This is a genomic window from Mesorhizobium sp. M0601, from assembly GCF_040320845.1.
GTDB lineage: Bacteria > Pseudomonadota > Alphaproteobacteria > Rhizobiales > Rhizobiaceae > Mesorhizobium.
Genome location: NZ_JAMYQK010000011.1, coordinates 1 through 26468, shown reverse-complemented (window position 1 = coordinate 26468; position 26468 = coordinate 1). Strand labels below are relative to the sequence as shown.

Annotated in this window: 25 protein-coding genes, 1 tRNA gene and 1 pseudogene; 5 read left to right on the top strand and 22 right to left on the bottom strand. The window is 64.4% G+C overall.

Annotation, left to right across the window (positions count from 1 at the left end; genetic code table 11):
* Positions 1–132: 132 nt before the first annotated feature.
* The 3 genes from NKI41_RS12865 to NKI41_RS12855 are packed head-to-tail and all read right to left on the bottom strand — an operon-like array spanning position 133 to position 3355.
* Positions 133–1134, bottom strand: a complete 1002-nt coding sequence (locus NKI41_RS12865) for a 4-hydroxyproline epimerase (protein ID WP_352683322.1) — start codon at positions 1132–1134, stop codon at positions 133–135.
* A 28-nt stretch (positions 1135–1162) separates the two neighbouring features.
* Positions 1163–2413 carry an NAD(P)/FAD-dependent oxidoreductase gene (locus tag NKI41_RS12860; protein ID WP_352683320.1) on the bottom strand — a complete coding sequence of 417 codons (1251 nt, stop codon included), beginning with the start codon at positions 2411–2413 and terminating at the stop codon, positions 1163–1165.
* 48 nt (positions 2414–2461) lie between these two features.
* On the bottom strand, positions 2462–3355 hold the full coding sequence (locus tag NKI41_RS12855) for a dihydrodipicolinate synthase family protein (protein ID WP_352683318.1): 894 nt from the start codon (positions 3353–3355) through the stop codon (positions 2462–2464).
* 166 nt (positions 3356–3521) lie between these two features.
* Here NKI41_RS12855 and NKI41_RS12850 point away from each other — a divergent pair, with 166 nt between their 5' ends.
* Positions 3522–4112: a GntR family transcriptional regulator gene (locus NKI41_RS12850; RefSeq protein WP_502893709.1), complete on the top strand. Its 591-nt coding sequence runs from the start codon at positions 3522–3524 to the stop codon at positions 4110–4112.
* 13 nt (positions 4113–4125) lie between these two features.
* On the opposite strand, the gene NKI41_RS12845 is transcribed toward NKI41_RS12850, so the two are convergent.
* The 3 genes from NKI41_RS12845 to NKI41_RS12835 all read right to left on the bottom strand — a co-directional run bounded on the left by NKI41_RS12845 (position 4126) and on the right by NKI41_RS12835 (position 6844).
* Positions 4126–4440 carry a hypothetical protein gene (locus NKI41_RS12845; RefSeq protein ID WP_352471246.1) on the bottom strand — a complete coding sequence of 105 codons (315 nt, stop codon included), beginning with the start codon at positions 4438–4440 and terminating at the stop codon, positions 4126–4128.
* A gap of 303 nt (positions 4441–4743) precedes the next feature.
* The gene (locus tag NKI41_RS12840) at positions 4744–5040 is read right to left on the bottom strand and encodes a hypothetical protein (protein WP_352471247.1); all 297 of its coding nucleotides are present in this window, start codon (positions 5038–5040) and stop codon (positions 4744–4746) included.
* Positions 5041–5347: 307 nt separating this feature from the next.
* Positions 5348–6844 (bottom strand): CoA-acylating methylmalonate-semialdehyde dehydrogenase, encoded by a 1497-nt coding sequence (locus tag NKI41_RS12835; protein WP_352471248.1) that lies wholly within the window; start codon positions 6842–6844, stop codon positions 5348–5350.
* A gap of 378 nt (positions 6845–7222) precedes the next feature.
* On the opposite strand from NKI41_RS12835, the gene NKI41_RS12830 reads away from it, so the two are divergent.
* Positions 7223–8104, top strand: a complete 882-nt coding sequence (locus NKI41_RS12830) for a LysR family transcriptional regulator (RefSeq protein ID WP_352683316.1) — start codon at positions 7223–7225, stop codon at positions 8102–8104.
* Positions 8105–8141: 37 nt separating this feature from the next.
* On the opposite strand, the pseudogene NKI41_RS12825 reads toward NKI41_RS12830, so the two are convergent.
* The 8 genes and pseudogenes from NKI41_RS12825 to rsfS form a co-directional block, all read right to left on the bottom strand.
* Positions 8142–9419, bottom strand: a pseudogene (locus NKI41_RS12825) (D-amino acid dehydrogenase); the annotation flags it as partial.
* 117 nt (positions 9420–9536) lie between these two features.
* Positions 9537–10688: an alanine racemase gene (alr, locus tag NKI41_RS12820; RefSeq protein ID WP_352683314.1), complete on the bottom strand. Its 1152-nt coding sequence runs from the start codon at positions 10686–10688 to the stop codon at positions 9537–9539.
* A gap of 29 nt (positions 10689–10717) precedes the next feature.
* Positions 10718–11239, bottom strand: coding sequence for an RNA pyrophosphohydrolase (locus tag NKI41_RS12815; protein WP_352683312.1), 522 nt, complete (start codon positions 11237–11239; stop codon positions 10718–10720).
* 1 nt (position 11240) lies between these two features.
* A complete protein-coding gene (locus NKI41_RS12810) occupies positions 11241–12437 on the bottom strand; it encodes a divergent polysaccharide deacetylase family protein (protein WP_352683310.1) in 1197 nt (398 codons plus the stop codon).
* A gap of 203 nt (positions 12438–12640) precedes the next feature.
* The gene (locus NKI41_RS12805) at positions 12641–13966 is read right to left on the bottom strand and encodes a S41 family peptidase (protein WP_023678065.1); all 1326 of its coding nucleotides are present in this window, start codon (positions 13964–13966) and stop codon (positions 12641–12643) included.
* On the bottom strand, positions 13967–15310 hold the full coding sequence (locus NKI41_RS12800; protein WP_352683309.1) for a murein hydrolase activator EnvC family protein: 1344 nt from the start codon (positions 15308–15310) through the stop codon (positions 13967–13969). It abuts the gene before it with no gap.
* A gap of 151 nt (positions 15311–15461) precedes the next feature.
* Positions 15462–15944 carry a 23S rRNA (pseudouridine(1915)-N(3))-methyltransferase RlmH gene (gene rlmH, locus NKI41_RS12795; RefSeq protein WP_023678067.1) on the bottom strand — a complete coding sequence of 161 codons (483 nt, stop codon included), beginning with the start codon at positions 15942–15944 and terminating at the stop codon, positions 15462–15464.
* Between the two features lie 61 nt (positions 15945–16005).
* Positions 16006–16383 (bottom strand): ribosome silencing factor, encoded by a 378-nt coding sequence (gene rsfS, locus NKI41_RS12790; protein WP_352683307.1) that lies wholly within the window; start codon positions 16381–16383, stop codon positions 16006–16008.
* 240 nt (positions 16384–16623) lie between these two features.
* Here rsfS and NKI41_RS12785 point away from each other — a divergent pair, with 240 nt between their 5' ends.
* Complete coding sequence (locus NKI41_RS12785) at positions 16624–17481, top strand: mechanosensitive ion channel family protein (RefSeq protein ID WP_352683305.1); 858 nt, start codon at positions 16624–16626, stop codon at positions 17479–17481.
* A gap of 26 nt (positions 17482–17507) precedes the next feature.
* Here the strand turns inward: NKI41_RS12785 and NKI41_RS12780 are convergent, their stop codons facing one another.
* The 5 genes from NKI41_RS12780 to obgE all read right to left on the bottom strand — a co-directional run bounded on the left by NKI41_RS12780 (position 17508) and on the right by obgE (position 23111).
* Positions 17508–18797 carry an MFS transporter gene (locus NKI41_RS12780; RefSeq protein ID WP_352683303.1) on the bottom strand — a complete coding sequence of 430 codons (1290 nt, stop codon included), beginning with the start codon at positions 18795–18797 and terminating at the stop codon, positions 17508–17510.
* A gap of 74 nt (positions 18798–18871) precedes the next feature.
* Positions 18872–19459 (bottom strand): nicotinate-nucleotide adenylyltransferase, encoded by a 588-nt coding sequence (locus NKI41_RS12775; protein ID WP_352683301.1) that lies wholly within the window; start codon positions 19457–19459, stop codon positions 18872–18874.
* 163 nt (positions 19460–19622) lie between these two features.
* On the bottom strand, positions 19623–20909 hold the full coding sequence (locus NKI41_RS12770) for a glutamate-5-semialdehyde dehydrogenase (protein WP_352683299.1): 1287 nt from the start codon (positions 20907–20909) through the stop codon (positions 19623–19625).
* A 13-nt stretch (positions 20910–20922) separates the two neighbouring features.
* Positions 20923–22077 carry a glutamate 5-kinase gene (gene proB / locus NKI41_RS12765; RefSeq protein ID WP_352683296.1) on the bottom strand — a complete coding sequence of 385 codons (1155 nt, stop codon included), beginning with the start codon at positions 22075–22077 and terminating at the stop codon, positions 20923–20925.
* A 2-nt stretch (positions 22078–22079) separates the two neighbouring features.
* The gene (obgE, locus tag NKI41_RS12760) at positions 22080–23111 is read right to left on the bottom strand and encodes a GTPase ObgE (RefSeq protein ID WP_352683294.1); all 1032 of its coding nucleotides are present in this window, start codon (positions 23109–23111) and stop codon (positions 22080–22082) included.
* A gap of 172 nt (positions 23112–23283) precedes the next feature.
* Here obgE and NKI41_RS12755 point away from each other — a divergent pair, with 172 nt between their 5' ends.
* Positions 23284–24153 (top strand): endonuclease/exonuclease/phosphatase family protein, encoded by an 870-nt coding sequence (locus tag NKI41_RS12755; RefSeq protein ID WP_352683292.1) that lies wholly within the window; start codon positions 23284–23286, stop codon positions 24151–24153.
* A gap of 10 nt (positions 24154–24163) precedes the next feature.
* Here NKI41_RS12755 and NKI41_RS12750 read toward each other — a convergent pair whose 3' ends face one another.
* The 3 genes from NKI41_RS12750 to NKI41_RS12740 form a co-directional block, all read right to left on the bottom strand.
* Positions 24164–24751, bottom strand: a complete 588-nt coding sequence (locus NKI41_RS12750; protein WP_352471260.1) for a GNAT family N-acetyltransferase — start codon at positions 24749–24751, stop codon at positions 24164–24166.
* Between the two features lie 119 nt (positions 24752–24870).
* The gene (rpmA, locus tag NKI41_RS12745) at positions 24871–25140 is read right to left on the bottom strand and encodes a 50S ribosomal protein L27 (RefSeq protein WP_023678077.1); all 270 of its coding nucleotides are present in this window, start codon (positions 25138–25140) and stop codon (positions 24871–24873) included.
* Between the two features lie 98 nt (positions 25141–25238).
* Positions 25239–25946 carry a 50S ribosomal protein L21 gene (locus tag NKI41_RS12740; protein ID WP_352471261.1) on the bottom strand — a complete coding sequence of 236 codons (708 nt, stop codon included), beginning with the start codon at positions 25944–25946 and terminating at the stop codon, positions 25239–25241.
* A 337-nt stretch (positions 25947–26283) separates the two neighbouring features.
* Between NKI41_RS12740 and NKI41_RS12735 the strand changes: the two genes are divergently transcribed.
* A tRNA-Ser gene (locus NKI41_RS12735) sits at positions 26284–26373 on the top strand.
* Positions 26374–26468: the final 95 nt, after the last annotated feature.

Below are 26468 nucleotides of genomic sequence, written 5' to 3'. Positions count from 1 at the left end.
TTGACGATTCAATCGCAGCATGCGCTCCATTTCGAAGAAATCGCCGTCAAAATAAGTTGATGAGCGGGATCGTTGCGTCGTCGAAGGCAATCCGTTTGCGCTCTCTTTCTTTCGCTTGCGTCAGCGTTTTCTCTATTTGACGACGAAGCCGTGCGCGAATGGGTCGCGGTCGTCGATGAAGATCGTGTTCAATCCGGTCATCCGCGCCCACCCGCCGATCGACGGAATGATTGCCGGCTTGCCGGCGACGGTGACCTCTTTCTCCACCCTGCCCTTGAACAGCGACCCGATGATCGATTCGTGGACGAAGTCGTTGCCGACCCCAAGCTTGCCCTTGGCGTGAAGCTGCGCCATCCGCGCCGAGGTGCCGGTGCCGCAGGGCGAGCGGTCGATTGCCTTGTCGCCGTAGAAGACGGCGTTGCGGGCATCGGCTTGCGGGTTGGTCGGCGCCCCGGTCCACAATATGTGCGACAGCTTATCGATGCCGGGATTCTCCGGGTGGACGAAGGAATATTTCTCGTTGAGCCGCTGCCGCATCACCGGGCTCCAGGCGATCAGTTCGCCGGCCGAATGGTCGGCCATGTCGCGATAGGTTTTTTGCGGTTCGACGATGGCGTAGAAATTGCCGCCATAGGCGACATCGACGCTGATCTCGCCGAGCCCGGGGCATTCGACCGTCAGAGCCTCGGCATAGAGGAAGGAAGGCACATTGGTGATGCGCACCTCCTCGACATAGTCGCCGACTTGGCTGTACTCCGCTACGACCAAGCCCGCCGGCGTATCCAGCCTGAGCACGCCCGGTGTCTTCGGCTTGATCAGCCCATGCTCGACGGCAAAAGTTACCGTGCCGATGGTGCCGTGGCCGCACATCGGCAAGCAGCCCGAGGTTTCGATGAACAGGATGGCGATGTCGCAATCTTCACGCGTCGGCGGATAGAGGATCGAGCCGGACATCACGTCATGGCCGCGCGGCTCGAACATCAGCCCGGTGCGGATCCAGTCATATTCGGCCAGGAAATGCGCTCGCCGCTCCATCATCGTCGAGCCCTTGAGCAAAGGCCCGCCGCCGGCGACCAGCCGCACCGGATTGCCGCAGGTGTGGCCGTCTATGCAGAAGAAGGAATTCTTGGCCATGCCGGCTCCCAACTGACTGTCTTCGAACTCAAAACCGTTGCGGGCTGAACGGGCCGAGATCGAGCGATGGATTCTGCCCGAGAACGAGCTCGCGGATCAAGCGCCCGGTCACCGCGGCCTGGGTCAGGCCGAGGTGACCGTGGCCGAAACCATACACCACCGACGGCGTTTGTTGCGACCGCCCGATCACCGGCAGCGAATCCGGCAGCGACGGCCGGAACCCCATCCATTCGCGTCCATTGGCCGGATCCAGTCCCGGCAGGAATTTCTGCGCCTTTTCGAGCAGCGCTTTCGAGCGCGCATAATTGGGCGGCCTCTCAAGGCCGCCGAGTTCGACCGCGCCGCCGACGCGCAGGCCCGTCTCGAGCGGCGTGATGACGAAGCCATGCCCGGAGAAGATCAATTGCCGCTTTACGTCGAAGGCAGTCTTCGGCAACGTCGTGTTGTAGCCACGCTCGGTCTCCAGCGGGATTCCGTCGCCGAGATGTCTCGCCAGCAGATGCGACCAGGCCCCGGCAGCGATGACGACGTGCTTCGCCCGTCGCCGCGTGCCGTCGGCCGTGGTCAGGATCGCGCCGTCCTGTCCCGCCTCGACACGCTCGATCCGGGCCCTTTCGAACCCGGCGCCCAACCTCTCGGCATAGACCCACAAGGCCTTTCCAAGCAGCTTGGGATCGGCAACGGTTTTCCACCCCGGCACGAACGTTCCCTTGACAAAGCGCGGCGACAGACCGGGCTGCAGGGCTGTGAGAGCGCTCCCCTCGACATGGCTGAAGCCGATGCCGAAGCGCTGCCTTGCCGCCCAGCCGGGCAGTGAAGCCTTGAACTCGGCCTCGCTGTCGTAGAGTTCGAGCGAGCCGTCCTCATGCAGCATCGGCCGTGTGCCGGAACGGTCGAGCAAGCCCATCCATTCCGCCTCGGCGAGCTTCATCATCCCGGCCTGCGCGGCAAGGCCGCCTTCATAGCGGTCGCTTCGGCCGGCGCGCCAGAAGCGGACCAGCCAGGGCAGCAGCTTCGGCAGATACGCGGGTGGGATGCTGAGCGGGCCGAGCGGGTCGGCGAGCCATTTCGGCAACTGCTTGATCATGCCCTTGTGGGCGAGCGGCAGCACATCGGAGAAGGCAAAGGCAGCGGCATTGCCGGAGCTGGTTTCCTCACAGATCCCCGTCCGATCGAAGATCGTGACGTTTCGCCCCGCCTCTGCCAGAAAGGCGGCGGCGCAGATGCCGATGATGCCGCCACCAATGATGGCGACATCGAGCGTAGCATTATCATTCATTGCCATGCGCCGCGCTACACATCTGCAAATGCCTTCAAAGCGACTGGATCAGAATGTCGGCAGCTCTGGCCGCGCCGCCAGCGCATCCCTGACGATCTTTTCGACTGCCTTGCGCCGCTCGCCCGACAATGGCTGGCGCGGCATGCGCACGCGGTCGTTGGTGTTGATCGCCAGCACTTCGGCAAGCTTGATGTTCTGCACCAGATAGGTCGAAACGTCGAGGTCGAGCAGCGGCCGGAACCAGCGGTAGATCTTCAACGCCTCCTCGCGGCGGCCCTGTCGCATCAGCTGGTAGATGGCGACGGTCTCGCGCGGGAACGCGGTGACCAGGCCCGCCACCCAGCCGATGGCGCCGACCGACAGCGCCTCGAAGGCGAGATTGTCTACGCCGGTGAACAGGTCGTAGCGGTCGCCGAGGCGGTTGATGATCTCGGTCGAGCGGCGGATGTCGTCGGAGGACTCTTTTATGGCGACGAAGCGTTGGTCCTTCGCCAACTCCTCCATCTGGTCGACGGTAACGTCGACGCGGTAGGCAAGCCGGTTGGAGTAGATCATCACCGGCAGGTCGCCGGCCGCGGCGACGGCGCTGAGTGCCGCGACCGTCTCCTCGGCATTGGTATGGTAGATCGGGCTCGGCACCACCATCAAACCGTTGGCGCCTTCCTTGGCGGCGCGGCGCGCGATCGCCGCCGCCTCGCGTGTACCGGCCTCGTTGACCGTCAACAGCACCGGTTTCTTGCCGGCGATCTTCTGCGCGGTCTTCAGCACCGCGATCTTCTCGTCGTGCGACAGCATCGGGCCTTCGCCGAGCGACCCGCAGACGATGATGCCGTCACAGCCGGCCTCCATCTGCAGCGCAAAGCAGCGCTCCATCTCGGCATGGTCGAGGCCGTCGTCCTCGGTGAATTTGGTCGTAACGGCGGGGAAGACTCCGGCCCACATGTCGATCGCTCCATCTGATATATCAGTCGTATATTTCTTAAGAAGCCGGCTGTCAACGTTGAATCTGATATGATATATCAACAATATATCAGGAGATGCCGCATTGGTATATGACAGCCCGGGCTCCGAGCCGGCAACTGCGAAGGCCTACCGCAGGCTCGAGCACATGATCGTAACTCTCGAACTGGCGCCGGCGAGCTTCATCACCGAGGGGGCGCTGATTGACAGGCTCGGCCTCGGCCGCACCCCGGTTCGCGAAGCAATCCAGCGGCTGGCCTGGGAGGGGCTGCTCGAGGTCCGGCCGCGCGCCGGCATCGCCATCGCGCCGCTTCACCCCGGCGACTGGCTGCGTGTCCTCGACGCCCGCCGTGGCGTCGAGGTGGTGCTTGCCCGCTCGGCCGCCCGCTTCGTTACCCGCGAGGCCGCCGACCTGTTCCATGACGCTGCCCTTGCCATGCAAAAGGCGGTGATTTCGGAAAATGTGTTCTACTTTATCCAGGCCGACAAGGCGCTCGACGAGGCGCTGGCGCTGGCTGCCGACAACCCGTTCGCCGCGCGCCTGGCGGCACCCTTGCAAACCCATAGCCGTCGCTTCTGGTTCCGCTACAAGGCCGATACCGGCTTGGCCGAATCCGCCGAGCATCATGTCGCACTGATCCGTTCGATCCTCGCAGGCGACGAAGATGCCGCGGCCAAGGACGCCAAGCGCCTGATGGCGCTTTTGCGCGGCCATGCCGAGGCAGCTGCCACACGCTGAGCCTGCCATTTCGTCATGCGCCCTGGCCGGGCAGGGCCATCACGTTTTCCCAATTGTCGCCGGCCGCGACGATGCAGCTTCTGCCGGCGATATCGGTGACGACGATGGTCCAGGTTCCGGTCTCGGCGACAAAGACTTCCATGACCGCCTCATGACCGATCAGGCCCAAAGCAAACTGCCTTTCCTGGAACTTCTCGCTCAAATGGGCGACGAGCTCGCCATGTTCAACGCAGTGTTGATATTGCGCGCCTGCGGTGTTCGTACCCACCGCCAATGCGCCAGCAAGAACCAGGGTTTTCACCCATCTCAACAGCGATTTGCGTGCCATAGGGCACCTCCTTTGCCATCACGTTCCGGCAAAGGAGGGGTTTGACGGCCTCATTTTGCCGGAGCGATCCAGGCCGGTTCCGACGTCATCATCATCGCGTCGTTCCTTTCTGTGTTCCGGTCTGCCATTGGTGGGAACGATTTCAGATGTTCCCATTATGTTCTCGATATATGGTATCGGCAATGGAAAAGCGCAAGCAGGCGCCCAAGCGGGCGCCTGCAGATCCGTTTTACGGCTGTCGCCGAAAGAATGAGCCACAGGCCGCGCGGCCATGCCGAGGCGCGCAGACCCGTGATAAATCGTTCAGGTGCCTGGCAGCGCCGCTTTCGTCATCGCGCTCTCCCAGCCTTCGCCGACTGAAATCACGCAGCTTTGACCTTTTGTGTCGCTGGCGAGGATGGTCCATGTGCCCTTGTCGGAAACGAAGACTTCAAGCACCACATTCGGATTGACGACGCCGACCGCGCTCGGGTTTTCATGAAACTTCTCGCCGAGCGCCTTGACCATATCGGCGCGTGCCGCACATTGCTCGGCAGCCATTGCCGGGACGGCGGAAAGGGCCATCGCAGCGCAAGCTATAGTCGCCATGAGACGTGCCATCTGACACCTCCTTTGCGCCGGACGATATCCCCCGGAGCCGTCACCAGCGCCGTTGGTTGATCTGCCAGCATCTCCTTCGCGGCAGGACTGCAACCTAAGAAGATTGCTGCCTTCTTGGTTCCATCACATTAGTGTTCATGCCGATGAAGACCGCGGCAAAAAGGCCCGAGCTTGGTGCCCGGGCCTTTTCTTGCTTTCTGCGATTTGGATCAGTTCATCGTCGGGGTGACGAATTCGGCGCCATCCTTCACGCCGGCCCGCGCGCCCCAAGCCGAAGGCGAGGACGCGCTGACAGCAAACCGTTCGGTCAGTTCATCGTCGGGATGACGAACTCGGCACCGTCCTTCACGCCGGACGGCCAGCGCGACGTTACCGTCTTGGTCTTGGTGTAGAAGCGGAACGCGTCCGGCCCGTGCTGGTTGAGGTCGCCGAAGGAGGACGCCTTCCAGCCGCCAAAGGTGTAGTAGGCGATCGGCACCGGGATCGGCACGTTGATCCCGACCATGCCGACCTGAACCCGCGAGGCGAAGTCGCGCGCCGCGTCGCCGTCGCGGGTGAAGATGGCGACGCCATTGCCCATCTCGTGCTCGTTGGCGAGCTTGATGGCGTTCTCGTAGGTCGGTGCGCGCACCACCGACAGCACCGGCCCGAAGATCTCTTCCTTGTAGATACGCATGTCGGCGGTCACGTTGTCGAACAGGCAGCCACCCATATAGTAGCCGTTCTCGTAGCCCTGCATGGAAAAGCCGCGGCCGTCGACGACCAGCTTGGCGCCTTCCTTGACGCCGGTGTCGACATAGGACTTGACCCGTTCCAGCGCCTGCGCCGTCACCAGCGGGCCGAAATCGGCGGAAGAATCCGTCGACGGACCGACCTTCAGGCTCTCGACGCGCGGTACCAGTCTTTCCATCAGCCGGTTGGCGGTGTCGTTGCCGACCGGGACGGCCACCGAGATTGCCATGCAGCGCTCGCCGGCCGAGCCGTAGCCGGCGCCGATCAGCGCGTCGACGGTCTGGTCCATGTCGGCATCCGGCATGATGATCATGTGGTTCTTGGCGCCGCCGAAGCACTGCACGCGCTTGCCGGCCGCGCAGCCGCGCGAATAGATGTACTGGGCGATCGGTGTCGAGCCGACGAAACCGATGGCCTTGATGTCGGGATCGTCGAGGATGGCGTCGACCACTTCCTTGTCGCCGTTGACGACATTAAGGATGCCCGCCGGCAGACCGGCCTCGATAAACAGTTCGGCAATGCGCATCGGCACGCCCGGGTCGCGTTCGGACGGCTTGAGAATGAATGCATTGCCGCAGGCGATGGCCGGCGCGATCTTCCACAGCGGGATCATCGCCGGAAAATTGAACGGCGTGATGCCGGCGACGACGCCGAGCGGCTGGCGCATCGAATAGACGTCTATGCCGGGGCCGGCGCCATCGGTGAACTCGCCCTTCATCATATGCGGCGCACCGATACAGACCTCGACCACTTCGAGGCCGCGCTGGATGTCACCCTTGGCGTCGGCGATGGTCTTGCCGTGTTCGCGCGCCAATATCTCGGCCAGCGCGTCATACTCCTTGGCGACCAACTCGAGGAACCGCATCAGGACGCGTACGCGCCGCTGCGGATTGGTCGCCGCCCAGCCGGGCTGTGCGGCCTTGGCGTTTTCGACCGCCGCACGCAATTCCGCCTGCGAAGCCAGCGCCACCGTGCCGCGCACCGTGCCGTCCATCGGCTGCATGACGTCCTGCTTGCGGCCGCTGGTTCCGGCGACGCGCTTGCCGCCGATGAAATGACCGTATTCGATCATGGTCTCTCTCCCTGGTTCGTGATGAGGCATTGTCCGCCTTTGCGGGAGCGATGGCAACGCGAGCGAAAACGCAACCGTTGTGCGGAGAATAGATAGCGGTTGACGGCAGAGCATCAATTCTCGCAAATAGGAAGAATGCAGGTCCCCAGCAGCAAGGATTGAGATTGGGTTCCTTCACCGCCCCCCTCTGTCCTGCCGGACATCTCTCCCTCAAGGGGGGAGATTGGCTGTCACGCCCGCCTTCGGAAATCTTCACCGCGGCAAGAAAGACGCCTGCGGCGAAACTGCCAATCTCCCCCCTTGAGGGAGAGATGTCCGGCAGGACAGAGGGGGGCGCGAAGGAACGCGGTTTTGATCGTTATCGCCAGGACCACCCTCATGAACTGGGATGATGCCCGTATCTTCCTTGCCGTAGCGCGGGCCGGCCAGATCCTCGGCGCCGCCAGGCGGCTGGAGCTTAATCACGCGACCGTCTCGCGCCGCATTGCCGCCCTCGAGGCAGCGCTCAGGACAAAACTGTTTCGCCGGCTTACCACCGGCAGCGAGCTGACGCCGGCGGGCGAGCGTTTCCTCGAGATTGCCGAACGCATGGAGGGCGACATGATCGCCGCGCGCTCGACCGTTTCAGGCGAAGGCGACGACATCTCGGGCACCGTGCGCATCGGCGCGCCGGACGGCTTTGGCGTCGCCTTCCTGGCCAGGCGCCTCGGCGCGCTGACCGCTCTGCACCGTGAGCTCACCATCCAGCTGGTGCCGGTGCCACGCTCCTTCTCTTTGTCCCGGCGCGAGGCCGACATTGCCATCACCGTCGAACGGCCGACGGAAGGCCGCCTGGTGGCGGGAAAGCTGGTCGACTACACGCTCGGCCTGTTCGCGTCGCGTGCCTACGCCGACACCCATGGCCTGCCCGGAACCGCCGCCGAGCTAGGCCAGCATACGCTGATCGGCTACGTGCCGGACCTGATCGTCAGTCCCTCGCTCGACTACGCGGCCGAATTCAGCCCCGACTGGCAGACCAGCTTCGCCATTTCCTCCGCGCTCGGCCAGGCCGAAGCGGTGCGTTCCGGCGCCGGCATCGGCATCCTGCACACCTTCGTTGCCCGCTCGATGCCGGAGCTGGTGCCTCTCGATATCGTCGCACCCATCCGCCGCGCCTACTGGCTGGTCTATCATGAATCGGTCAGGCCGCTGCGCCGCGTCCAGGTCGTCGCGAGCTTCATTACCAAGGCCGTCGAACGGGACAGGGGTTTGTTCGCGTGAGCCTGCCGGCCGCTGGCTGTCTTAGCTGGTGGGCGTCTTACTTGGCGTATCGTCCGGGCCCGAGGTCGCCGACGTCGATGTCGGGCACCCGGCTGGAGATGATGTCGGCCAGAACTTTGGCCGAGCCGCAGGCCATGGTCCAGCCGAGTGTGCCATGGCCAGTGTTGAGATAGAGATTGGAGAAATCGGTGCGGCCGATCAGCGGCGGCCCGTCCGGTGTCATCGGCCGCAGCCCGCACCAGAAGGTCGCCGATCGCATGTCGCCGCTGCCCGGAAACAGGTCGCCGACCGAATGTTCGAGCGTGCGGCGCCGCGATTCATGCAGCCGCAGGTCGAAGCCGGAAATCTCCGCCGTGCCGCCGACCCGGATACGGTCGCCGAGCCGGGTGATCGCTACTTTGTAGCTCTCGTCCATCACGGTCGAGACCGGTGCAGCGGCGGCGTCCTTGATCGGCAGGGTGATCGAATAGCCCTTGACCGGGTAGACCGGGATGGGCCGCTTCAGCATGCGCATGAACCGTGCCGAATAGCTGCCCATCGCCATCACATAGGCATCGGCGACCATCCAGCCCTTGCTGGTGCTGATGTTGGTGATGCGATCGCGCTTCTTGACGACGCGCCGTATCTCCGTGTCGTATTCGAAGGTGACGCCGCGTGCTGCGCAAAGCTCGGCAAGCCTGTCGGTGAACATCTTGCAGTCGCCGGTTTCGTCGCCGGGCAACCGCAGGCCACCGACGAATTTTTCGCGCACGCCGGCCAGCCCAGGCTCGGCCGCAATGCAGCCGTCGGGGTCGAGGACCTCGTAGGGGACGCCATAGGCCTTCAGCACCTCGACATCGCCGCCGACGCCGTCGAGCTGCTTTTGCGTTCGGAAGAGCTGCAGCGTGCCCTTGGCGCGCTCGTCATAGGCGATGCCGGTCGCCTCGCGCAGCGCCATCAGCGTGTCGCGGCTGTACTCGGCCAGCGGCACCATGCGCGCCTTGTTCAGCGCGTAGCGTTCAGCCGTGCAATTGCGCAGCATCTTGACCAGCCATATCCACATATGCGGATCGAGGGCCGGTCGCACCACCAGTGGACCGTGCTTCATCAAAAGCCATTTGATGGCCTTCAGCGGAACGCCGGGCCCGGCCCAGGGCGAGGCATAGCCGGGCGAGATCTCGCCGGCATTGGCAAAGCTGGTTTCCAGCGCCGGGCCTTTCTGGCGATCGATCACCGTCACCTGATGACCGGCCTCGGCAAGAAAATAGGCGGTGGTGACCCCGATCACGCCGCCGCCCACCACGAAGATCTTCATCGTTTGGTTCTCCGCGGCGGCATCTCGTCGGGATTCGAGACCGGGATCATCGCCGCCTCATGTCTGCCGGATTCTGTGGCGTCAGCCAAGTGCCGATGCTTAGGGAAAAGACATGCGTGAGGACAACAACCTTGCGTCCTAGCCATTCACATAGCGCCGGTGGAAACGGTGGCCGAGGCTGGTCAAGACCTCATAGCCGATGGTGCCGGCCTGGCCGGCTACCTGGTCCACCGTCTGCGACGACGGTCCGATGAGTTCGACGAGGTCGCCGGCCTTCAGCCTGCCGGGCGGCAATGCGGAAATGTCGAGGATGATCGAATCCATCGAAACCCGGCCGACGAAGGGCAGCCGCACATTTTCGAGCCAGGCGGCGGAAGCGGCGCGTCGATGCCAGCCATCGCCGTAGCCGAGCGAAATCGTCGCCGCGGCAAGCGGGGCCTTGGCGTGGAAAGTGTGACCGTAGCCGACACCGGCGCCGGCCTCCAATATCCGCGTCTGGATGACCTTGGCCTGCAATCGCACCACCGGCAGCATCGGATTGTCCTTCGCCGGCGTCGGATTGACACCATAGAGAGCGGCACCCGGACGAACGAGGTCGTAGTGATAGCGCTGTCCGAGAAAAATGCCTGATGAGTTGGCAAACGAAGCCGGCGCTTCCGGCAGCATCCGGCGCAGCCGTTCGAATTCCAGCCGCTGCCGCTCGTTGGCCGGCTGCTCGGGTTCATCGGCGCAGGCGAGATGGCTCATCACGAAGGTCAGTTCGACACCGTCGAAAGCCTGCGGATCCTGCGCGACTGCCTTCACCTCGGATGGCGTCATGCCGAGCCGCGACATGCCGCTGTCGACCTGGAGGGCGGCCGGCAACTTACGGCCCACCCGCCCGGCCATCTCGCGCCATGCCGCGAGTTGGCTGGCGCTGTTGAGTACGGTGCAAAGCCCTGCCACAACCGCTTCCGTTTCCGCACCCGGCGGAATGCCGTTCAGCACATAAATGGCCGGGTCTGAGCCGAGCGCCTTGCGCAGCAAGATGCCGCCGGCCAAATGCGCAACAAAGAAAGTATTACAGCCCTCACCCATCAGCGCCGCCGCCACCGGCGCCGCGCCAATCCCGTAACCGTCGGCCTTGACCACTCCAGCACAGCCGACGCCGCCCAGCCGCGCCTTCAGCCGCCGGTAGTTCTCACGGACGGCGCCGAGATCGATGGTCAGGATCGCCCCTGCCGCGGCTTCGCTGATCGGTTCGCCCAGGGTGACGGTCGGCGGAAGAGATTTGCTGGAGATGTCGCTCATGCCGACCTGTTTTAACGGAAGGCCGGCGGCTACGCCACCAGGTGCCGGAACGCCGCCACCACATCTTCGTAGACCTTGCGCTTGAACGGCACGATCAGGCCCGGCAATTCCAGCATCGGCCGCCACGCCCACCGGTCGAACTCGGCCTTGTGGCCACCCGGCGGCGGATTGATCGCGATCTCGCTTTCGTCGCCGTGGAAACGGAAGGCAAACCATTTCTGCGTCTGGCCGCGATATCGTCCCTTGAAGGCGACGCCGACCAGATGCGCCGGCAGGTCGTATTTGATCCAGTGCGGCGCCTCGGCCAGCAGCGACACCGAGCGCATGCCGGTCTCTTCGTAAAGTTCACGCGCCGCCGCGGGCAGCGGCTCCTCGCCATCATCGATGCCGCCCTGCGGCATCTGCCAGAGCTGCGTCGCTCCAGCGAATTCGCTGTCCGGCTCGGCAATGCGACGGCCGACCCAGACCAGGCCGGCCTCATTGAGGACCATCACCCCTACGCAGGGCCGGTAGGGCAGCGTCTCGGGCTCAACGAGCTTGTTCTTTGTCATCTCAGCCTTTTTCCGGATCTATGGCCACCGCCGAAACCGGCACGATCTCGATGCCGCGCTTCTTGGCCTCGGTCACCCAGGAAGACACGGTATCCACCGTCAGGTCGAAAGCCGAGCCGATGCCGACGGCAAACCCTTTCGCCCGTGCCGTCGCTTCCAGCCCATCCAGTTTCTTCAATATGGCGCCGCGGTCCTGCACCGCATCGATCGCCGTATCGCCGCCGACGAACGGCACGCCGTCCTTCAGCGCCAGTTCGGGTGCCAGGCTGCGCGCCGACGAACCGTCGTCGACATAGGCCAGACCACGCTTGCCAAGCTCGGCCATCAACGGCCCCATCGCCGTCGCGTCGGCCGAAAAGCGGGCGCCCATATAGTTCATGACGCCGGTGTAGTTGGTCGTTCGCGACAGCGCCCAGCGTAAATTCTTCAAATTCTCGTCCGGCGTTGCAGCCACGGTCAGCGTGTTACGGCCGGGATTGACGTTCGGATAGTCGAACGGCTCAAGCGGTACCTGCATGATGACCTCATGGCCGCTCTGCCGCGCCACCTGCATCCAGCGGCCGATGCTGTTGCCTTGCGGCGCGAAGGCCAGCGTCACTTCCGCCGGCAGCTTGGCTATGGCTGCCTGCGTGCCGGTCTGCGACACGGCAAGCCCGCCGATGACGAGCGCGACGCGTGCACCGCGAGCCCCGGACCACGGCCGCGCATAGACATCGAACGGGCGCCTGCCGTCGGCGGCGCGGATCGGCAACGGACCGGTTTCGCTGGCCTCGACCAGCGCCTTGTCGGGAATATGCGCGACCCTGAGGTTCTGGCCGATCGTCGAAGGGTCGCGAATGACTATGGCCGCCTCGGGTGGAGCGTCGCCCCCCTCGGTCTGGACATGGATGATCTGCGGACCGCCCGTCTTCGGCCCGCCTATGTTGGCCCCACTTGCGTTGCTTGGCGCAGCCATTTCGGGCGTCGCCTTGGCGGGCGCGGCGACGGTATCCGCCGCCGGCGTCTTCGGCGTCGAAACGGCTGCTTCTTGCAGCTTCCGGAACGGCTTGTCTCGCAAGGCGATGGCGCTGGAGACGCCGACCATGGACAGCACGACAAGCGCGGCCGCGACCGTACCGGCGCTGATCCCGCTGCCTGAGCGCGGCAGCCGGATCGCCTGTCCGAGAGGTCGTTCTATGTCCTTGCCGATATCAGCCAAGCCCGCATCCCCGGCGCGCATCCCCGAAGTGAAACCTTCTCCGGAGGCGCAAAATCCAAAATGTCGGCGCGTCCCCTTGCTTCACTGGACGCGCAGCATGCCGGCCGCGGCCCCCGAATCAAACTGCCGGAGCCTCGCGGCCCCGGCAGCATCGCATCGCTTCGCTCAGGCAGCCAGACCTGTTTGGCCCGGCTTGCCTGCCCTTACTGGTTCAACACGGCCTTTTGCGGATTCGGCGGGAACGCCGGATCGGTCTTCTGGCCGCGCAGCAGCTGCTCGGCATAGATGAGCTGCAAATCGTCCTTGGGTTCCGGCGGCACATAGGCTGCCGAACCCGAACCGGTCGTGCTTTCGTCGGCGCCCTTGATATGGCCCTTGAGGTCCGATTCGCCGCGCGTCAGGTCCCTGCCCTGCAGTTCCGCCGGCAGCGGCTGGTCGACCTTGATGTCGGGCGTGATGCCCTTGCCCTGGATCGACTTGCCGGACGGCGTGTAATAGAGCGCCGTCGTCAGCCGCAGCGCCCCGTTCTCGCCAAGCGGAATGATGGTCTGCACCGAACCCTTGCCGAAGGACTGCGTGCCGACCACCGTGGCGCGGCGCAGATCCTGCAGCGCGCCGGCGACGATTTCCGAGGCACTGGCCGAGCCGCCATTGACGAGCACGATCAGCGGCTTGCCGCCGATGTCGTCGCCGGCCCGCGCGTCGAAGCGGGTGACGTCCTTCGGGTCGCGGCCGCGCGTCGAGACGATCTCGCCACGGTCGAGGAAGGCATCCGACACGCTCACCGCCTGGTCGAGCAAACCGCCCGGATTGAGGCGCAGGTCGAGCACGTAGCCCTTGAGCTTGTCGTTCGGCACCTGCTTCTTGATGGTGTCGATGGCATTCTCGAGGTCGTCATAGGTTTTTTCGGTAAAGGAGGTGATCTTCATGTAGCCGATGTCGTTTTCGACCCGGAACTTGACCGCCTTGACCTTGATGATATCGCGCACGACGGTCAGTTCGATCGGCTTGTCGGCGCCCTGGCGCAGGATGGTGAGCTTGATCGGCGTGTTGACCAGCCCGCGCATCTTCTCGACGGCGTCATTGAGCGTCAGGCCGCGGACCTCCTCGCCGTCGATCTTGGCGATATAGTCGCCGGCGAGCACGCCTGCCTTGGCGGCCGGCGTATCGTCGATCGGCGTGATCACCTTGACCAGGTCGTTCTCCATGGTGACCTCGATGCCGAGGCCGCCGAATTCGCCCTTGGTCTGCACGCGCATGTCCTGCGCTTCTTCGGCATTCATGTAGGAGGAGTGTGGGTCGAGCGACGACAGCATGCCGTTGATGGCATTTTCAACCAGCGACTTGTCGTCGGGCGGCGTCACATAATTCGCCCGCACCCGTTCGAAGATATCGCCGAAGATCGCCAGTTGTTTATAGGTCTCGGAGCCCGCAGCTTTCGCTGTCGAGCCGGGCGCGCCATAGACCAGGCTCATCGCCGATGCACCCATCAGCGCACCGGCAAACAGAAGCGACAGTTTCCGCATCATTCACGTCCTTCCAGAAAAACGGTCCGCCCACCATGGGGCCGGATCGACGGGTTTTCCATCCTTGCGGAACTCGACATAGAGCTCCGGCGTGGCATTTCCATTCTTCGATGCCGAGGTGCTCGCCACCCGGGCCTCTCCCATCGCGCCGACCGGCTCACCTGCGAGCACCGACTGGCCAGACGCGACGCTGATTCTGCTCATCCCCGCCAGGACGACATGATAGCCGTCACCCGCATTCAGGATCAATAGTTGACCGTAAGAGCGGAAAGGCCCCGCATAAAGCACATTTCCATCCGCCGGCGCTGTGACGATGGCTCCCGATTGTGTCGCAACCATGTCACCGAGCATCACCGCGCCGTTACCGTCGTCGGCCCCGAAGCGCCGCTTGATCCTGCCGGTGACCGGCAGCGCGATCTGCCCTTGAAGCGCGGAAAACGGCGCGGCAGCGGTGAGCCTGTTGCTCTCCGGCACCGGCAGCGAGGCCAATTCCGTCGGCGCCGCAGCCGATACCGGGCCCTTGTCGGCGTCGGCCGTCTTTTGCTCGGCTGCCTTGGCCGCATCCGCCGCCTTGCGGGCTCTGTCGGCCTCGAGCGAGGCGATCAGTTCTTTCAGGCTGCCGGCCTTGGCCGCCAGCGTCGCGGACCGCTGCTTTTCGACGGCCAGCGCGGTTTGCGTATCGGCGGCGAGCTTCTGCTTGGCTTCGAGCAGCATGCCGAGCCGCTTTTTTTCCGCCGCCTGCTCGCCGACAGCTGCCGTCAGCCGCGCCCGCTCGGCCTCGATCGAGGCCGTCACCCGCGACTGTTCCTTGAGGTCGGCCAGCAACATGTCGGTCTGCTGGCGCAGTTCCGGCACCACGGCACCGAGCAGGATGGCGCTGCGCACCGACGACAATGCGTCCTCCGGCTTGACCAGGATCGCCGGCGGCGGATTGAGCCCCATGCGCTGCAGCGCGCCGAGCACTTCGGCCAGAACGTCGCGTCTGGCGGCCAGTGAGGCGCGGATCTTCTGCCCCTGCGCCTTCAGCCCTTCCAGCTTGCCGCCAATGTCCTCGATGTCCTGGCCGAGCTTCTGCTCGGTCATCGCCGACTGGATCAGCGCCGCGGTGATCGAGGCGTGGTCCTTCTTGACAGCCGCTATGTCGGCGGCGAGCTTGGCCAGCCGCTCGGACGACAGCGTGATCTCTTTCGATACTTTTTCGTATTCGGCGCGGCTCTGGTCCGGGTCGGGCGCCAGGTCGAGCGTGTTCTCGGCCCGCGCGACGCCGAGCGAAAGCGCGATCGTCGCCACGGCGATGCCGCAGCGCACGCGCCAGGAGCCCGTTCGTGATTTCCAGTCTTCAGACATTGAAGCCCAACTCTATGCGCGGCTTCGTTAACGAACCATCAACCATGTTCGAGCCCCGGCCGTCATCGACAAACCCCATGAGCCCAAACTGTCGATGAGCATTGGGGCAAAAATCCGGGCGGCTGGCATCAATTCGCCGACGGAGCCGAGTTCATGAACGATGGTAGGGGTGACCGGAAAGGATCGTGGCCGCCCGGTAAAGCTGCTCGCCCAGCATCACGCGGACCAGCTGATGCGGCCAGGTCAGCGCGCCGAGCGACACCGTCAGATCAGCCAGGTCGCGCAGTGACTGGTCATGGCCGTCGGCGCCGCCAATGGCGATCACCAGCGCCTTGCGCCCGCCATCGCGCAGCGAACCTATGCGGCCGGCGAAATCCTCGGAGGAAAGGTTCTTGCCGCGCTCATCGAGCAGCATCAGCGCCGTGCCCGGTTGCAAGTGCGTCTGCAGCTTCTGGCCTTCCTCGCGCCGGCGCTCATTGGCCGTCTGCGCGCGACCTTCGGCAATCTCGACGATCCCGGCGAATTCGAGGCCTACGGCAGGACCGCTCCTGGCAAAACGCTCGAAATAGCGGTCGGCCAACTGCTTCTCGGGGCCGGCTTTCATTCGGCCCACGGCATGAACCGTAATCTTCATCCCTGCCTCGAAGAGCCGCTGATGCATGTCGGACGACGACATGCATCAAGACGAGTACGGCTCAGTGGAGGGTCTCCTCCTCGAGATCAGGCGCCTGCCACATCTTTTCGAGATTGTAGAAGTCGCGGACCTCGGGACGGAAGACATGGACGATGATGTCGCCCGAATCGATCAGGACCCAGTCGGCGCCAGCCAGCCCCTCGACGCGCGCCGTGCCGAGCCCGGCATCCTTCAGCGCCTTGAGGAGATGATCGGCAACAGCCGAGACATGACGGTGCGATCGGCCCGATGCGACGACCATGTAGTCGCCGAGGCTCGATTTCCCCTGAATGTCGATTGAGACGATATTTTCGGCCTTGGAGTCTTCCAGACTGGCAAGGACTGTCCTGATGGCGCGGGACACGGCGTCGTTTACGCTGATCCCGGCCGGCGAAGGCACGATGTCGGCCTTCTTCCGCAGTGCTGTTCTCAGTGTATTTCCTTTCGCAGCAAGAACAACCAAATCACCTCTGAAATCAGGTGACACTGCTTAGATAGGCAGAGTTAGGTTGCAGTTTCAAGACACCGCTCACAAGCAGACGTCCGGTAACGGCCGAATTTGCGGCTTTTCCGGGCCAGAAATTCGGAACCGCCTCGCCCCGCAGCGGTTATCGGCTCATCCACGAACCGGAATCCCGACATGCCGATCGATCCCCAGAACGCCCTCCTCACCGTGCAATCCGGCCTTGCGCAACTCAGCACGCTGATCGTCTCCTACTCGCTTTCGGCGGTCGGCGCCGTCATCCTGCTGGTCATCGGCTACATCGTCGCCGGCCTCGCCGAGCGTTCGATCTATGCCGGCCTCGGCCATATCAGCGGCTTCGACGAAACGCTCCGCCATTTCTTCTCGCAGGTCGTCCGCTACGCCATCCTGGGACTGGTCGTGATCATGGTTCTCGGCCAGTTCGGCGTGCAGACGGCTTCGATCATTGCCGCTATCGGTGCCGCCGGCCTGGCCATCGGCCTGGCGCTGCAAGGCACGCTGCAGAACATTGCCGCCGGCATCATGCTGCTGGCGCTGCGGCCGTTCCGCATCGGCGAATATGTCGAGGTCGGCGCCATATCCGGTACCGTCGAGGAGATCGGGCTGTTTGCCACAACGCTGAGGACGGTCGAAGGCGTCTACGTGCTTGCACCCAACTCGACCCTGTGGAACCAGCCGGTCCGCAACTTCACCCGCAACGGTGTGCGTCGCGGCGACATCACGCTCAGCATCGGCTCCTGGAACGACATCGATTTTGCGCAGAAGACCATGCTTGGCGTTGCCGCCGCCGACCGGCGCGTCAGGCGGCAGCCTGCGCCGATCGCCTTTGTCGCGACCGTCGGCGACAGCACCGTCGCCATCAGCTTGCGCTACTGGACGGCGGCTGCCGACTTCTTCGCCACCCAGATCGACCTCACCAAGAGTGTCAAGCAGGCGTTCGATGCCGAGGGCCTTTCGGTCCCGGCGCCGGCGCCGAAAGCGCCTCAGCCGGATGCCTCAGCCACGCGGCAATAGAGCATTTGAAACCAGCTGGAGGGTGTTCAAAGTCCTTCGCGCCGGCGCTGATCTTCAGGCGCGAAGGCGAGATCGACAGGCAACGGCGCCTGCGCCGTCATTGGCGCGAAACTGCCGGTCTCGGTGGCGGGCACCGGCCGCACCATGACGACGCGCCAGAGAACGAACAGGCAGTAGGCGGCGGCAATGACGATTGCCACATAGATGAAGGCCTGCGTGCCGTAGACGGCGGAAAGCCCGGTCACAATGCCGGGTACGACGAAGCCGGACAGCGACCAGGCAAACAAAAGCGAGCTCGACAGCGCCACCATATCGTCCTTGCCGGCGCGGTCGCCGGCATGGGCGCTCGCCAGCGAGTAGATCGATTCCGAGGCGCCGTCCCAGACCACATAGATGACAAGCAGCGCCGCCAGCGCGCCGCCGTCGAAACCGAGGGCAAACAGGCCCGCCGCGGCGGCAAGCGCCGACGCCGCGATCAGCACAAAGCGCCGGTCGGTGCGGTCGGAAATCCAGCCGAGCGGAATCTGCAGGATCAGCGTGCCGATCGGCATTGCCGAAAGCAGCAAGGCGACGTCGGCCTGGCCGTAGCCCTTGGCCGTGGCATGGATCGGCGCAAAGCCCGAGATCGTCATCGACAGGCCGCCGACGGCAAGCATGCCGGCAACGCCGACCGGGGAGATCCGCCAGGCGCGGCCGAGCGCCACGGACGCCGCTTGCGGCGCCGGTGGCTGCGCAAGCCGCGTCAGCCCGACGGGAAGGATCGACAGCGCGGTGAAGGCAATGCCGATCAGCGGCGCGTCGGCCGTGCGGATATCGATCAACGCCAGCGTCGAATAACCGACGCCGAGCCCGGCGACATAGGCAATATAGAAGATGGCCATGACCCGGCCGCGGATGGCGTTGGCGACGACATCGTTCAGCCAGCTCTGCGCGACGATGAACAGGCCGCATATGGCAAAGCCGTAGAGTGCCCGTGCAGCGATCCATGGCAAGGGGTGCGGCCCGGCGCCGACCGCGGCGTTGGACAGCACGATCAGTGCCGACAGCACCATGAACACGCGGGCATGGCCGACACGCCGCACCAGCGGCCCGGTCAGGATGCAGCCGGCAAGGCCGCCGGCCGAAAGGCCGGTGACGATCAGCCCCGCCCATGTCGGATCGAAGCCCTCGGCGCCGAGCCGGACTGGGATATAGGCGAACATCAGCCCATTGCCGACTGCGATCAGCGCCATCGACAAAAGGATGCTGGCAATGGCGATCGACGGCGCCGGCTGCCCTAGACCGTTCTTGTCCTGGTCGCGCTCGAGAATCGTCATGACCGAGGATCGCCCATCAAGCAGGTCAAGGCAGCGGCAAAAGCGACATCACCGGACTTGCCTTCCGCGCCGGTTCAGCCCTTTGCCACCTTGCGGATCGCGCTCGACGACAGCGACGAACGCGGGCCGTGGATGAAGGTCCAGGCCGGCGCCGTCATGCGGGCGAGCCGCGGTGCGTCGCCTTCGTCGACACGAGCATAGTCGAACGTCTTGGCGACCATCGACGACAGGAACGACAGCGTCGCACCCGGCCGGTCGACCACCGCGATCGGAAACGTCATCACGATGCGGCGCCAGCGCTGCCAGCGGTGGAAGTCGCGAAGCGAGTCGGCGCCCATGATCCAGACGAAATCGACGCCCGGGTTCCGCGCCTTGACCAGCGCCAGCGTGTCGGCGGTGAAGCGGACGCGGTGGGCCGCCTCGAAGGCGGTGACCTTGATCTTCGGGTTCTTGGCGATCTTTTCGGATAGCTGCAGCCGCTCGGCCAGCGGCGCCAGGTCACCGGCATTCTTGAGCGGGTTGCCCGGCGTCACCATCCACCACAACTGATCGAGCGCAAGCCGTCTGAGCGCGATCTCGGCGACCAGCGCATGGCCGGCATGCGGTGGGTTGAATGAACCGCCGAACAGCCCGACCGCCACGCCTTTCCCGGCATGCGGCATGTGCAGATAGTGGGAGGATACGGATTCCTTACCCTCCCCCTTGTGGGGAGGGTCGATCCGCGAAGCGGAGCGGGGTGGGGGTGTTGCAGAGTTCAGCGTCGCACCCCCACCCGGCTCGCGATGCTCGCCACCCTCCCCACAAGGGGGAGGGTAAGACCGGCGCTCAAGGCCTCACCTGTCCCGACCCGCGTACGCGGTATTTGAACGAGGTCAGTTGCTCGACGCCGACCGGCCCGCGTGCATGCATCTTGCCGGTGGCGATGCCGATCTCGGCGCCCATGCCGAACTCGCCGCCATCGGCAAACTGGGTCGAGGCGTTGTGCAGAAGGATCGCCGAATCGACCTCGTTGAAGAACCGGTCGACCGCTGTGGCGTCCTCGGCGATGATCGCCTCGGTGTGATGCGAGGAGAACGTCTCGATATGCTCGATGGCGCCGGCGACGCCGTCGACCAGCTTCACCGCAATGATCGCGTCCAGATACTCGGTCACCCAGTCGGCATCGGTCGCGGGCTGGGCATCGGCATAAAGCCTCAGCGCCTCGGCATCGGCGTGGATCTCGCAGCCTGCCGCCCGCAAGGCCTCGAGGATCGGCACCAGGTGCGTGCCGGCGACCGCACGGTCGACCAGCAGCGTCTCGGCAGCACCGCACACCCCGGTGCGCCGCATCTTGGCATTGACCGCGATCTTGACCGCCATGTCGAGATCAGCCGATCGGTCGATATAGAGATGGCAGATGCCCTCGAGATGCGCGAAGACCGGCACCCGTGCCTCGTTCTGCACACGCTCGACCAGGCTGCGGCCGCCGCGCGGAATGATGACCTCGAGATTGCCGGAAAGTCCTTTCAGCATTTCGCCGACGGCGGCGCGATCGGTGGTCGGCACCAATTGTATGGCATCCTCCGGCAGCCCGGCTGCCTTCAGCCCCTCGACCAGGCAGGCATGGATAGCGGCGGAAGAATTCGCCGAATCCGAGCCGCCGCGCAGGATCACCGGATTGCCCGCCTTGAGGCAGAGCGCGCCGGCATCGGCGGTCACGTTAGGCCGGCTCTCATAGATGACGCCGACGACGCCGAGCGGCGTGCGCACCCGTTCGATATGCAACCCGTTCGGCCGGTCCCATGCGGCAATGACATCGCCGACCGGATCGCGTAACCCGGCGATCTCGCTGATACCGTCTGCCATGGCGCGGATGCGGGCGGGATCGAGCTTCAGCCGATCCATCGACGCTGCCGATAGGCCAGCCTCCCTGCCATTTCTGATGTCGATGGCATTGGCGTCGAGGATGTCCTGCTCATGCCGAAGGATCGCCTGAGCCATGCCGAACAGCGCCGCGTGCTTGCGCTCGGCCGCAGCTATGGCCAGCGGTCGGGCCGCGGCACGCGCGCGGCGGCCGATATCGGCCATCAGCGCAATGGTGTCGTCCCGGGATTTTTCATGCAGCGTCAGCATGGCTCATCCTCCGCTATGTAACCTGGTCACCGACTACTTGCTCACCACTGGCATGGCTCACCACAAGGTCATCGCGGTGGATCATCGCCGAACGCGCCTCGTAGCCGAGCACCGTTTCGATCTCGGTCGTCTTCAGGCCAGCGATCCTTACGGCATCGGCGGCATCATAGGCAACCAGCCCGCGCGCTATCTCGCGGCCCTCGGGCGACAGGATCGCCACCGTGTCGCCACGCGCAAAATTGCCGCTGACCAGCTTGACCCCGGCCGGCAGCAGCGACTTGCCCGAGAGCAGCGCGCCGATGGCGCCGGCATCGACGGTCAGCCGCCCCGCCGGTTCGAGCTGCCCGGCGATCCAGGTCTTGTAGCCCTTGACCGGATTGGCGCTCGGCCGGAAGAAGGTGGCGCGCTCGCCGCGCTCGATTGCCAGCAACGGCGACAGCCGCGTGCCTGATGTGATGATCATGGCGGTGCCGGCGGCGGTCGCGATCTTGCCGGCGTCGAGCTTGGTGCGCATGCCGCCGCGCGACAATTCCGAAGCAGCGGCACCCGCCATCGCCTCGATGTCAGGGGTGATGCGGTCGACGACCGGAATGAACCGGGCTTGCGGGTCGCGCGCCGGCGGCGCCGTGTAGAGCCCGTCAATGTCGGAAAGCAGCACCAAAAGATCGGCGCCCATCATGGTGGCGACGCGCGCCGCCAGGCGGTCGTTGTCGCCATAGCGGATTTCGGAGGTGGCCACCGTGTCGTTCTCGTTGATGACCGGCACCGCCTTCATCTTGAGCAGCGTCGAAATCGTCGCCCGCGCGTTGAGATAGCGGCGGCGCTCTTCGGTGTCGCCGAGCGTCAGCAGGATCTGGCCCGATTTCAAGCCATTCTTGCCGAGCGCATCCGACCAGGCGCCGGCCAAGGCGATCTGCCCGACGGCAGCCGCCGCCTGGCTCTCCTCGAGCTTCAGCGCGCGCTTGCCGAGGCCGAGGATGGTGCGGCCGAGTGCAATCGCACCCGAAGACACGACAAGAATTTCGGCGCCGCCATTGGCCAGCACGGCGATGTCGCCGGCAAGCGAGGCCAGCCAGTCGCGCTTCAGGCCCGTCGTGCGGTCGACAAGCAGCGCCGAGCCGATCTTGACGGCAATGCGCCGATAATTTTTCAGCGATTGCGCGGCCATGGCTATGTGTTCCAGCGCGTCTCGACCGGCGCGGCGACAGCTTCGCGCGCCTCCGCCACCACAGCCATCAGCGCGCGCAACACCGCTTCGACGCCTTCGCCGGTGACTGCCGAAAGCAGCATCGGCGCGCGGCCGGCCGCGCGTTTCAGCGAGGCGGCCTTCTTCTTGCGCGCGTCGGCATCGAGTATGTCGACCTGGGAAAGCGCGATGATTTCGACCTTGTCGGTCAGCCCATTGCCGTAGGCTTCGAGCTCGGCACGCACGGTCTTGTAGGCATTGGCAGGATTTTCTTCCTGCGCCGAGACAAGATGCAGAAGGACACGCGTGCGCTCGACATGGCCAAGGAAGCGGTCGCCGATGCCGACACCTTCATGCGCGCCTTCGATCAGGCCCGGGATATCGGCAATGACGAATTCGCGACCGTCGATGCGGGCCACGCCAAGGCCGGGATGCAGCGTGGTGAAGGGATAGTCGGCGATCTTCGGCTTGGCCGCGGTGACCGCCGCCAGGAAGGTCGACTTGCCGGCGTTGGGCAGCCCGACGAGGCCGGCATCGGCGATCAGCTTCAGCCTGAGCCAGATGTTGAGCTCTTCGCCCGGCAGTCCGGGATTGGCGCGGCGCGGCGCCTGGTTGGTCGAGGTCTTGAAGTGCTGGTTGCCGAAGCCGCCATTGCCGCCCTTGGCCAAAAGAAAGCGCTGGCCGACGACCGTGAGATCGCAGATCAGCGTCTCATTGTCCTCGGCAAAGACCTGCGTTCCGGCCGGCACTTTCAGCGTCACGTCGGCACCCTTGGCGCCAGTCATGTTGCGGCCCATGCCGTGCGTGCCGGTCTTGGCCTTGAAATGCTGCTGATAGCGATAGTCGATCAGCGTATTCAGCCCATCGACCGCCTCGACCCAGACATCGCCGCCGCGGCCACCGTCGCCGCCGTCGGGGCCGCCGAACTCGATGAACTTTTCGCGCCGGAACGACACCGAACCGGCGCCGCCGTCGCCGGAGCGGATGTAGACCTTGGCTTGATCGAGAAATTTCATCGGATTGTATGGTTTCTGTTATTGGCTTTGCGGGATTGCTCTAAAGCAAGGCGGGACGAAGGGCGAGGGCCGTTTTTGCTACTGTAACGTCGCGCGTAGCTCTGGACGCGTACCATTTGGTTGACCCTTGCCGAAAAATCGATCCTCGGCTTTCCAAGCGCGAGATGTCGGAATGAAGCTGGTAACTTACAATATCCACTACGGCGTCGGCCTCGACGCCCGCTATGATATCGGCCGTATCGCCGATGCCGTGCGCGGCGCCGACGTGATCGCGCTGCAGGAGGTCACCCGCGCTAACCCGAAGAATGGCGGCCGCGACATGGTGGCCGACCTCGGCGAGGCGCTGCCCGACTATTTTGCCGTCTACGGCAGCAATTTCGAAGCCGACGCTGGCTCGCGCCTGGAGAACGGCCGCGCCATCACGACCACCTTCCAGCTCGGCAACATGGTGCTGTCGAGGACGCCGATCCATCTGTCGCGCAATCTCCTTTTGCCGCGCAGCCGCAGTGTCGAGGCGATGAACTTCCAGCGCGGCGCGCTGGAGGCGCTGATCGAAACGCCGCTTGGTCCGATCCGCTTCTATTCCACCCATCTCGACCACCGCAGCCCGGTTGAACGCCTGAGCCAGATCCGCTTTCTGCGCCAGCGTCTGTTGAAATACCCGCTCGAGGGCGGCGGGCTCTCCGGCGTCGCCGAGATCGGCTTGCCGGACCTGCCTTGTCCCGACGCCTTCGTCGTCATGGGCGACTTCAACATGCTGGCTGGATCGCCGGAACATGTCGAACTCGCCGGCCAGCCTGACCATGAATTCGGCATGCCGGTGACCGCCGACCTCGCCATCGATGCTGCCACGCGCCTCGGCGCCGCCGGCGCCGATCTCGTCACCTGGGTCGACCCCAAGCGGCCGGGCGATACCAGCCGCTATAAGCGCATCGACTACGTCTTCACCAGCGCCTCGCTTGCCAAATCGCTGAGGCGCCTGTGGGTCGACCGGCAAGCGGCCGGTTCGGATCACTTGCCGGTCTGGCTCGAGATGACGTGAGCCGCATCCATCAAAAATGCACCCAGTTCCGCAGGCTGGTCCAGGTCTTGCGATCGAGACGGTAGCGCTCGACCGGCACCTGACCGGCAACGATCGAGTTCAGCATGCCCTGGCCGGCATACTGGAAGCCGCATTTGTGGATGACCCGGCGCGAGGCCGGATTGATAACCCGCGTCGAGGCGTGCAGCACCTGGATCGTGGTTCTCTGGAAGGCAAGGTCGACCAGTGCGTGCGCTGCTTCCGTCGCGTAGCCGCGCTTCCAGTACGGCTCGCCGATCCAGTAGCCAAGCTCCAGCCCGCGATCCGTGGTGTTGAGCCCGGCACAGCCGACGAAGGTCTCGGTGCCGGCCAGCGTCAACGCATAGGCGATTCCGGCCCGGCGCGATGCCGTCATGGCCAGGAAAGCGCGTGCCTCCGCCTCGCCATAGGGATGCGGCATGCGAGCCAGCATTTCCGCGACATGGCGGTTGTCGGCGAGCGCCACCAATTGCTCGATGTCGCTTTCACGCGGGGCACGCATGACCAGCCGCTCGGTCGCGAGCACCGGGCAATCTATCGTGTAACTTTCGTCGTCTGTCGCTTCCGCTTCGGCAACCATATCAAAGTCCTCCAGGCACAAGAAAAAGGGGAGATGGAAACCCATCTCCCCTGATCCATTTCCTGGCTTGGCCAGACACCGGTCCCGAGATGGGTGCCGGTGTTCTCGTGCGGAACCGGCTACTCCGCTGCCTTCGTCATCGGGTTCACCGATACGTAGGTTCGGCCATTGGCTTTTTTGTTGAAGGTGACTGCGCCAGCTTCGAGCGCAAACAGCGTGTGGTCCGTGCCAATGCCGACATTGGTGCCGGGATGCCACGTCGTGCCACGCTGACGAATGATGATGTTGCCCGGAATCACGGCTTCGCCGCCGAACTTCTTCACGCCGAGCCGCTTGGAATGGGAGTCGCGACCATTGCGCGACGATCCGCCAGCTTTCTTGTGTGCCATCTAACTACTCCGATGCGCCGCGAGGCGCCTAAACGATCTTATGAACGCGTTCGCGTTCCGTTTCAAGTCCGATCCGGCGACGATTGCGTCGGTTCGTTCTACTTCTTCGCCAATTCCTTGGCCTGCTCACGCCAGTCCTTGATCTGGTCGGCGCTGAACGGCATGTGCTCGTCGATCTTGGCGACGTCCTTGTCGGACAGCTTGGCGATCTGGGCAAAGGTGGTGATGCCCTGTTCGTTGAGCTGGCCGGCGGCGACCGGGCCGATGCCCTTGATCACAGTCAGGTCGTCCGGCTCGCCCTTCGGCGCCTTGAACAACGGTGCGGCGGCTTCGGCAGCCTTGTCCTCGGTCGTCTCGGCCTTGGCTTCCTTCTTCGGCGCAGCCTCTGCCTTCGCTGCTGCCTTCGGCGCGGCTTCAGCCTTCGCCTCGGTCTTGGCTGCAACTTCAGCCTTCGCTTCGGTCTTGGCGGCGGCCTTCTTCGCCGGCTTGGCGCCACCCAGCAGGATTTCAGCAATCCTGACGGTGGTCAAAAGCTGGCGATGGCCGATCTTGCGGCGCGAATTCTGCCGGCGGCGCTTCTTGAAGGCGATGACGGTGCGGTTCTTGCCCTGCTCGACGACTTCGGCGGTGACCATCGCACCATCCACGAACGGTGCGCCGAACGTGACGTTTTCGCCCTCGCCATGCGCGAGCACACTACCGATCTCGACGATGTCGCCGACATTGGCTTCGAGTTTTTCGATCTTCAGGAGATCGTTGGCGGCAACGCGATACTGCTTGCCGCCCGTTTTGATGACTGCGAACATTTTTTGCCTTTCGCTGTTCGGTCGGCCTTGATGAACCGCTTCAGGCGGTTCGGCCGTCTTTTTGTCAGTCTGCGGGTTCAAAAAACAAGCGGCGCGGAAGACCCCTCCACGCCGATTGCGCGCTGTCCCTAACCGAAGGTTCGGCTTGAGTCAAGGCAAGCGCCGCGGGCAAGCTGCGAATGGGTTAAGCCCAGACCTTGCAAATATCGAGCAACGGCCACCGGAGCCTCGAAGAAGCATGGACAGAAGCTGCGGCGCCGGGGCAGATTGGCCCTTGTAACCTGCCTGTCCAGCCGTTATCTAGTGCGCCGCGCCGGCAACGGCGGACCATGACCGCGGAGAGGTGGCAGAGTGGTCGAATGCACCGCACTCGAAATGCGGCATGGGTGCAAGCCCATCGGGGGTTCGAATCCCTCCCTCTCCGCCACTTCGCAATGTGTCCAACCCGGAGACATGGGTAACAGATTGTACTTAAGACATGGGTGACAACCTCGTGCCGAACGGGTTGTCGATGGTCTGCAA